Below are 7,586 nucleotides of genomic sequence, written 5' to 3'. Positions count from 1 at the left end.
AAGGTCAGCGCGGTAGCTGTGGGAGCTGGCTTGCCAGCGAAAGGGCCGCAACGCTCCCGTTACTGCCGGTACGTGCGCAGGAAACTCCCGATCCGCCCGATCGCCTGCTCCAGGTCATCCACCCGCGGCAATGTCACCACGCGGAAGTGATCCGGCCACGGCCAGTTGAACGCCGTGCCTTGCACCACCAGCAGCCGTTCGGACAGCAGCAGGTCCAGCACGAACTTCTCGTCGTTGTGGATCGGGCAGACCTTCGGGTCGATCTTGGGAAACGCATACAGCGCCCCCATCGGCTTCACGCAGCTCACCCCGGGAATGTCGTTGAGCAGCTCCCAGGTGCGGTTGCGCTGCTCCAGCAGGCGGCCCGGCGGCAGCACCAGGTCGTTGATGCTCTGGTAGCCGCCCAGCGCGGTCTGGATGGCATGCTGGGCCGGTACGTTGGCGCACAGGCGCATGTTGGCCAGCATGTCGATGCCTTCGATGTAGCTCTGGGCATGGTGCTTGGGCCCGGAGATGATCAGCCAGCCCGAACGGAAACCGGCCACGCGGTAGGACTTGGACAGCCCGTTGAAGGTCAGGCACAGCAGGTCGGGCGCCAGCGCCGCGGTGCTGATGTGCACGGCTTCGTCGTAGAGGATCTTGTCGTAGATCTCGTCGGAGAACACCACCAGGTTGTGCTGGCGGGCAATCTCCAGCATGCCCAGCAGCAGCTCGCGCGAGTACACGGCGCCGGTGGGGTTGTTCGGGTTGATGATCACCAGGGCCTTGGTGTTGGGCGTGATCTTGGCCTTGATGTCGTCAAGGTCAGGGAACCAGTCGGCCTGCTCGTCGCACAGGTAGTGCACCGGGTTGCCGCCCGCCAGGCTCACCGCGGCGGTCCACAGCGGGTAGTCGGGCGCCGGGATCAGCACCTCGTCGCCGTTGTTGAGCAGCGCCTGCATCGACATCACGATCAGCTCGGACACGCCGTTGCCCAGGTAGATGTCCTCGATGCTCACGCCTTCGATCTGCTTCTGCTGGCAATATTGCATCACTGCCTTGCGCGCGCTGAACAGTCCCTTGGAGTCGCTGTAGCCCTGGGCGGTTGGCAGGTTGCGGATCACGTCCTGGAGAATTTCCTCCGGCGCCTCGAAGCCAAACGGCGCCGGATTGCCGATGTTCAGCTTGAGGATGCGGTGGCCTTCCTCTTCCAGGCGCTTGGCGTGCTTGAGCACTGGGCCACGAATGTCGTAGCAGACATTGGCGAGCTTGTTCGATTTGCTGAACTGCATGATGTGATCCCGGTTGGAAATGTCGCCGCACATTGCTGTCAAAGGGTTTGAAAACCGTAGGGTGCGGGTGCCAGACTGATGTCTGGGATAGAGGCGCAATAATATACGTGCCGCCCGCGCCAGAAAAAAGCCAGAGCGCGGGGTTTTTAGCCTGCCGAGGTCCACTCATGCAAAAGATCGAAAAAACCCTGGAGGAGTGGCGCGAGATGCTCGATCCCGCCCAGTACCAGGTGTGCCGCCTCAAAGGCACCGAACGGCCGTTCAGCGGCCAGTACAACAGCGAGCGCCGCGACGGGGTCTACACCTGCATCTGCTGCGAGGAACCGCTGTTCGACTCGAGCACCAAGTTTGACTCGGGCTGCGGCTGGCCCAGCTTCTACGCGCCGATCGAGGAGCGCGCGATGATCGAGATCCGCGATACCTCCCACGGGATGATTCGCACCGAGGTCACCTGCGCCCGCTGCGATGCGCACCTGGGCCATGTGTTTCCCGACGGGCCGCCGCCCACCGGGCTGCGCTACTGCATCAACTCGGTGTGCCTGGACTTCCAGCCGCGCGCCACGCCTGGAGAGCATTGATGGCCGATGCACTGCTGACGATTCCTTGCGTCACCCTGGGCGGTGAGCACAAGGTCTTGGGTGATTTCCGGGGCAAGGCGCTGCTGGTGGTCAATACCGCCAGCCAGTGCGGTTTCACCCCGCAGTACAAGGGCCTCGAGCAGTTGTGGCAGCGCCATCGCGGGCGCGGCCTGGTGGTGCTGGGCTTTCCCTGCAACCAGTTCGGCAAGCAGGAGCCGGGCGATGCGCGCGAGATCGCGCAGTTCTGCGAGGCCAATTTCGGCGTCAGCTTTCCGATGTTCCGCAAGGTCGAGGTCAACGGGGCGCTGGCGCACCCGCTGTTCACCGAGCTCAAGAAGCGCGCCCCGGGCCTGTTCGGCACCGAGCGGATCAAGTGGAATTTCACCAAGTTCCTGATCGACCCGGCCAGCGGCCAGGTGCATCGCTATGCGCCCAGCACCAAGCCGCAGGCGCTGGACGACACCATCGAGCGACTGCTCAGCCGCTGACCGGCGGCGCCCAGTGGTCGAGCAGCGCCAGCAGCTCTTCGCGGCGAAACGGCTTGGCCAGGTAATCGTCCATGCCCGCGGCGCGGCAGCGTTCACGCTCCTCGGGCATGGCGTTGGCGGTGAGGGCGACGATGGGCAGGGCCGGCCAGCGGCCATCCTCGCGGATGCGCCGGCTGGCCTCGTAGCCATCCATCACCGGCATGTTGCAGTCCATCAGCACCAGGTCGAAGGCGGGGCCCTCCAGCAATGCGAGGGCCTCGGCGCCTTGCACCGCGACCTGCACCTCGCAGCCCAGCTTGGCCAGCATGCCCTTGGCCACCAGCTGGTTGACCGGGTTGTCCTCGACCAGCAGCACGCGGGCCCGCCGCAGCGTGCCCGCATGGCCGTCAAGGTCCAGGGACTGCGCCGATTCTGCCCCTTGCAGGGTGCGGCGCAGCGTCTGGTACAGGGCGTTGCGTGCCAGCGGCCGGGCCAGTTGCTGTAATGGCGCCAGCTGCGCCGCCTGCTCGCCCGGCAGGAAGTTGCCGTAGGCGGTCACCAGCAGGATCGGTGCCGTGATGGCGGGGCGCAGGCCCGCCAGTGCGTCCAGGCCGTCGATGATCAGCAGGTCGGGCTGCGCGCCGGCCAGTCCCTGCGCGTTGTCATGGCGCTGGTAGTCCAGGCCCCAGCCCGGCAGGTGCATCTGTAGCAGCTCGCACAGCCCGCTGCCCGCGCTGCCCAGCAGGACTACCCGTCCTTGCAGAAGAGCAGGCGCCATGGCAGCGGTGTGTGCCGGCAACGGCAGCTCGGCGGTGAAACAGCTGCCAAAACCTGCCTCGGAGCTGATGCGCAACGTGCCCTGCATGGCCTTGCACAGGTTGTTGGTCAGCGCCAGGCCCAGGCCAGTGCCGCCATACTGGCGGGTGATTCCCGCGCCAGCCTGGGTAAACGGCTGGAAAATCCGCGCCTGGGCCTCCCGCGCGATGCCGATGCCGCTGTCGCGCACCTCAAGGCGCACGCCGCCGCTGTGCAGTCCGAGGCGCACATCGACGCGGCCGAAGCGGGTGAACTTGAGGGCATTGGACAGCAGGTTGCTGACGATCTGCCGCACTCGCGTCGGGTCGCCCAGCAGCATGCTGGCAAAACCGGGTTCGATCAGGCAGGTCAGCTCGGCGCTGGGCGCGGCGTTCTGCGATAGCAGGTTGGCGGTGTCCTCGACCAGTGCCCCCATGTCGAAGGCGATGCGTTCGAGCTGCAACTGCCCGGCGTCGAACTTGGACAGGTCGAGCACATCGTTGAGCAGCTCCACCAGCACCTTGCCCGAGTCGTGGGCGATCGCCAGCTGCTGGCGCTGCTCGGCGCTCAGCGGCCCGTCCAGCGAAAGCGCGATCATCCCCAGAAGGCCATTGAGCGGCGTGCGGATCTCGTGGCTCATGTTGGCCAGGAACGCCGCGCGCGCCTGGGCCATGTCCAGCGCCCGGCGGCGCGCTTCTTCGAGTTCCTGGTTGGACTGGCTGAGCTGGTGGTTGCTGGCCTTGAGCTCCTCGGTGCGAGCCGAGACGATGTTCTCGAGCTCGCCGAGGTAGTCGGTGAGGCGGTTTTCCGCGCTGCGCCGCTGCTGGATCTCGGCGGCCATGCTGACGAACTGCTGGTTGGCGACCTTGACCAGCACGCCGATCTCGTCCTGCTCGTGGCCCTTGGGGAAGGTCAGCCGGGTCTGCCCCGGCTCGCGCGGGTTGCTTTCGCTGAGGGCGCGGATCACCGTGACCAGCGGCTTGGTCAGCATCATGTAGAACAGCGCAAGGAGGATGCCGGTGAGCACCAGGCTGCGGGCGAAGCCGTTGAACAGGGTGATCCCGGCCCGCTCGAGAAAGCGCCCGCCAAAGGCATAGGTGTCGACGTCCAGGTACAGGGTGCCCAGGTATTGCTCGGGCATGTGGGCGAGATAAAGGCGGTCCTGGAACTGGCGCTGTCCGCCGAACAGGAAGTCACTGATCACCCGGGAGCGGGCTTCCTGGCGTGGGCGCCAGATGTCGGCCAGCACGGTCTCGTTGTTGTCGATCAGCCGCGCCCGGATGACCGCGGGCGAGCGCAGCAGCCCGGCGGCCAGCTCCTGGGCAAGCTCGGCATCGATGTTGTAGGCGATGCGCGAGGCCGGATTGTGGCTGATTTGCAGCAACGCTCGCACTTCACGGTTGATGGAGGCGTCTTCGCTGGCATAATCCATCCCGATCTGGACAACACTGAGCAAGGTCCCGAGGATGAAGCCGACCAGGACCGTCAACCGGGCTTGCTTGTAGGACAGGCGATTGGTGAACTTGATATCCATGAGTCCCGAGCCAGTTTCACGTTCCGTGCGCTGCGCAAGCATAGCTGATCGACCTCGGCTGCTGGCACGGCCTGTCATCTGTTCAGCCATGCCCCTGCATTTGTTTTAAGGAGTTGTCGTGGACGCTCGTTTGACCGCTTTTCTGGAGCGCGCGGAATCCGTGCTCGCCCGCCTCGAACCGCTGCTGCCGGCGCAGCGCCCGACCATCGACTGGCAGCAGTGCCTGGCCGCGCGCTGGCAGCGTGATGGCCGCAGCGGCTACCTGATGCCGCTTGACGTGAGCCTGGACATCCGCTTGTCCGACCTGATCGGCGTCGACAAGCAACGTGACCAGCTGGGCCGTAATACCGCGCAGTTCATCGACGGCCTGCCCGCCAACCATGCCTTGCTGTGGGGCTCGCGCGGCACCGGCAAGTCGTCGCTGGTGCGCGCGCTGCTGGCCGAGCACGCCGCTGCCGGCCTGCGCCTGATCGAGATCGAGCGCGACCACCTGGCGGACCTGCCGCGGGTGGTCGAGCAGTTGTCGAAACTGCCCCAGCGCTTCGTGCTGTTCTGCGATGACCTGTCGTTCGAAGCCGGGGAGGGCGACTACCGGGTGCTCAAGAGCGTGCTCGACGGCTCGCTGGAGCAGGCGCCGGACAACGTGCTGCTGTATGCCACCTCCAACCGTCGTCACCTGGTGCCTGAAAAGCAGAGCGACAACGAGAACTGGAAGATGATCGACGGCGAGCTGCACCCCAACGAGGCGGTGGAGGACAAGATCGCTCTGTCGGACCGCTTCGGCCTGTGGCTGTCGTTCTATCCCTTCTCCCAGGAGCACTTCCTCGACGTGGTCGAGCACTGGATCGGCCAGCTGGCCGGCGAGGCCGGGCTTGCCTGGCAGCGTGACGAGGCCCTGGACACACTCGCCGTGCGCTGGGCAACCGGGCGCGGTAACCGTAATGGCCGTTGTGCCTACCAGTTCGCCCGCTACTGGGTCGGACTGCAATTGCTGGAGCAAAAAACATGATCGACCTCAACGCCAGTGGCGCCGGCCTCGATGGCTACGACCTGATGGCCGCGCAAGTGCAGGCGCTGTTCGCCGACGAGCGTGACTTCATCGCCAATGCCGCGCAGTTTTCGGCGTTTCTCTACCATCAGGTCGACGACCTGAACTGGGCCGGGTTCTACCTCAACCGCGAAGAAGAGCTGGTGCTCGGCCCGTTTCAGGGCCAGGTGGCCTGCGTGCGCATCCCGTTCGAGCGCGGCGTGTGTGGCGCGGCCGCGGCCACCCGGCAGACCCAGCGGGTCGAGGATGTGCATGCGTTTCCCGGGCATATCGCCTGCGACAGCGCGTCGAACAGCGAGCTGGTGATCCCGCTGGTGAAGGAGGGGAGGCTGATTGGTGTGCTGGACCTGGACAGCCCGAAGGTGGGGCGGTTCAGCGAGGCGGATCAGGTGGGGCTGGAGAAGCTGGCGGCGTTGTTTCTTGAGTTGAGTGATTGCTGATTCGCGCAGTCTGAGCGCTTTGTTGTCTGCAAGGGCCCCTTCGCTTGCACGCCAGCGAAGGGGCCCGACCGGTCAATCGTAGATCACCCGCTTCTTCCAGGTCTCGCTCTCATCCGTCTTGAGGCCTTCGGTCAGTTCGTTCTGCTCGTCCACCGCTGGCTCCAGCTCGTCGAGCACCTGGGCCTTGGCCCGGGCCAGCAGCTTCTCCATGTACGCCAGCTGTTCCTGGTACAGCGCGGGCTCAGGCTGCTTGCGCAGGTACTGCACGCCGCGCTCGAACGCCAGGCGCGCCTGGGCGGGTTCGGCTTGCTGCAGGGCCTGCTGTCCCAGGTTGTTGAAGTACTCGATGTGCACCAGCACCAGGATATGGCGGATTTCCTTGACCCAGTGCTTGCCTTCGCTGCTCGGCAGGAAGCCTTCCTGGGTGGCCCGCGATACCTGGCTGTGCAGCGCTTCGAGCAGGAAGCGCACGTCCTTGGCCTTGACCTCGGTGAGGATCGGGCCCGGCGGGTTGTTCACCGGAATCTGTTCACCCTGGCCAATCAGGCCCTCGAGCTCGGCAATGCGTGCCTTGAGCTGGGCGTTGTTCTTTTCCAGCTGCAACTGGCGCTGGTTGAGGTTGAGCTCGAGACGGGTCAGCAGCAGCTTGAGCGCTGGCGTCATCAACTGGCCGGGAAAGGTCTCGGTGATTTCGCCACAGCGGCGCAGGCGCTCGCTGAGTTCGATCTTTACCCGCGCGCGTTCGAGCTTGCCGTTCTCGACCACGTTATTGAGGTAGCCGATCACGATCAGCAATGCGATCCCCGCGACAACAAGCAGGGTGATCAGGAGTGGGGTCACCGGTAACGCCTCATTATGTAGTTATGCAGCTATAGGGAAGAAGTGTAGTGGGTTCGCCCTTGAGCGGATAGGGCTGTCCGGCGGATCGCGCGGCGGTAGTGGCACAGTGCCGTTAGCCTGTCAGAAAATCAACGCCAATATAAAAGCAGTCCGTCGCAGGCCCCCTCTGTATCGGCGAAGTCGTTGATTTAAATAAATTTATAGAAAAGTGTTGACGGCTTTTGTCGGCATCCATAGAATGCGCGCCACTTGCAGCGTAAAGCACACAGCGAAACGCGGCAGGGAGTGAAGTTGTAGTGTGTCCCCTTCGTCTAGTGGCCTAGGACACCGCCCTTTCACGGCGGTAACAGGGGTTCGAGTCCCCTAGGGGACGCCATTGCGGGAATAGCTCAGTTGGTAGAGCACGACCTTGCCAAGGTCGGGGTCGCGAGTTCGAGTCTCGTTTCCCGCTCCAGTCTTTCTTGAAGTGGCCGCAAGGAGGCCACGCCTCCTCGGCTAGGTGGCAGAGTGGTCATGCAGCGGACTGCAAATCCGCGTACGCCGGTTCGATTCCGACCTAGGCCTCCATTGTCCCGATGCAAGGCATTGAAGGGCAACGACTTTCGCGGTCGTT

7 protein-coding genes and 3 tRNA genes are annotated in these 7,586 nt (G+C 64.5%); 7 read left to right on the top strand and 3 right to left on the bottom strand.

Annotated elements, in window-relative coordinates:
• Positions 1-59: 59 nt before the first annotated feature.
• Positions 60-1,271, bottom strand: coding sequence for a pyridoxal phosphate-dependent aminotransferase (locus tag VJS90_RS13605; protein ID WP_324122171.1), 1,212 nt, complete (start codon positions 1,269-1,271; stop codon positions 60-62).
• A 167-nt stretch (positions 1,272-1,438) separates the two neighbouring features.
• On the opposite strand from VJS90_RS13605, the gene msrB reads away from it, so the two are divergent.
• Both msrB and VJS90_RS13595 read left to right on the top strand, forming a co-directional pair.
• Entirely contained in the window at positions 1,439-1,849 is a 411-nt protein-coding gene (gene msrB, locus VJS90_RS13600) for a peptide-methionine (R)-S-oxide reductase MsrB (RefSeq protein WP_324122170.1), read from the top strand.
• A complete protein-coding gene (locus VJS90_RS13595) occupies positions 1,849-2,337 on the top strand; it encodes a glutathione peroxidase (RefSeq protein ID WP_324122169.1) in 489 nt (162 codons plus the stop codon). Before msrB ends, VJS90_RS13595 begins: the two co-directional genes overlap by 1 nt.
• Here the strand turns inward: VJS90_RS13595 and VJS90_RS13590 are convergent.
• Entirely contained in the window at positions 2,327-4,687 is a 2,361-nt protein-coding gene (locus tag VJS90_RS13590) for a response regulator (RefSeq protein ID WP_324122168.1), read from the bottom strand. The genes VJS90_RS13595 and VJS90_RS13590 overlap by 11 nt on opposite strands.
• A 76-nt stretch (positions 4,688-4,763) precedes the next feature.
• Here VJS90_RS13590 and VJS90_RS13585 point away from each other — a divergent pair, with 76 nt between their 5' ends.
• Positions 4,764-5,654 carry an ATP-binding protein gene (locus tag VJS90_RS13585; RefSeq protein ID WP_324122167.1) on the top strand — a complete coding sequence of 297 codons (891 nt, stop codon included), beginning with the start codon at positions 4,764-4,766 and terminating at the stop codon, positions 5,652-5,654.
• Entirely contained in the window at positions 5,651-6,133 is a 483-nt protein-coding gene (locus tag VJS90_RS13580; protein ID WP_324122166.1) for a GAF domain-containing protein, read from the top strand. The genes VJS90_RS13585 and VJS90_RS13580 overlap by 4 nt, the downstream gene beginning before the upstream one ends.
• Before the next feature lie 72 nt (positions 6,134-6,205).
• Here VJS90_RS13580 and VJS90_RS13575 read toward each other — a convergent pair whose 3' ends face one another.
• Positions 6,206-6,973, bottom strand: a complete 768-nt coding sequence (locus tag VJS90_RS13575) for a hypothetical protein (RefSeq protein ID WP_324122165.1) — start codon at positions 6,971-6,973, stop codon at positions 6,206-6,208.
• Between the two features lie 300 nt (positions 6,974-7,273).
• Here VJS90_RS13575 and VJS90_RS13570 point away from each other — a divergent pair.
• From VJS90_RS13570 to VJS90_RS13560, 3 genes are all read left to right on the top strand, one after another.
• A tRNA-Glu gene (locus VJS90_RS13570) sits at positions 7,274-7,349 on the top strand.
• Positions 7,350-7,351: 2 nt separating this feature from the next.
• Positions 7,352-7,427 (top strand) — tRNA-Gly (locus VJS90_RS13565).
• A 39-nt stretch (positions 7,428-7,466) separates the two neighbouring features.
• Positions 7,467-7,540 (top strand) — tRNA-Cys (locus VJS90_RS13560).
• Positions 7,541-7,586 lie beyond the last annotated feature (46 nt).

The sequence above is a fragment of the Pseudomonas sp. genome (genome assembly GCF_035277045.1).
Lineage (GTDB): Bacteria > Pseudomonadota > Gammaproteobacteria > Pseudomonadales > Pseudomonadaceae > Aquipseudomonas.
This window is presented reverse-complemented; position numbering and strand designations above follow the sequence as displayed.

Excerpts from the sequence above, each read along its gene's own strand:
- VJS90_RS13595 (WP_324122169.1), top strand. The coding sequence starts at position 1,849 with ATGGCCGATGCACTGCTGACGATTCCTTGCGTCACCCTGGGCGGTGAG.
- VJS90_RS13590 (WP_324122168.1), bottom strand. The coding sequence starts at position 4,687 with ATGCTTGCGCAGCGCACGGAACGTGAAACTGGCTCGGGACTCATGGAT.
- msrB (WP_324122170.1), top strand. The coding sequence starts at position 1,439 with ATGCAAAAGATCGAAAAAACCCTGGAGGAGTGGCGCGAGATGCTCGAT.
- VJS90_RS13605 (WP_324122171.1), bottom strand. The coding sequence starts at position 1,271 with ATGCAGTTCAGCAAATCGAACAAGCTCGCCAATGTCTGCTACGACATT.
- VJS90_RS13580 (WP_324122166.1), top strand. The coding sequence starts at position 5,651 with ATGATCGACCTCAACGCCAGTGGCGCCGGCCTCGATGGCTACGACCTG.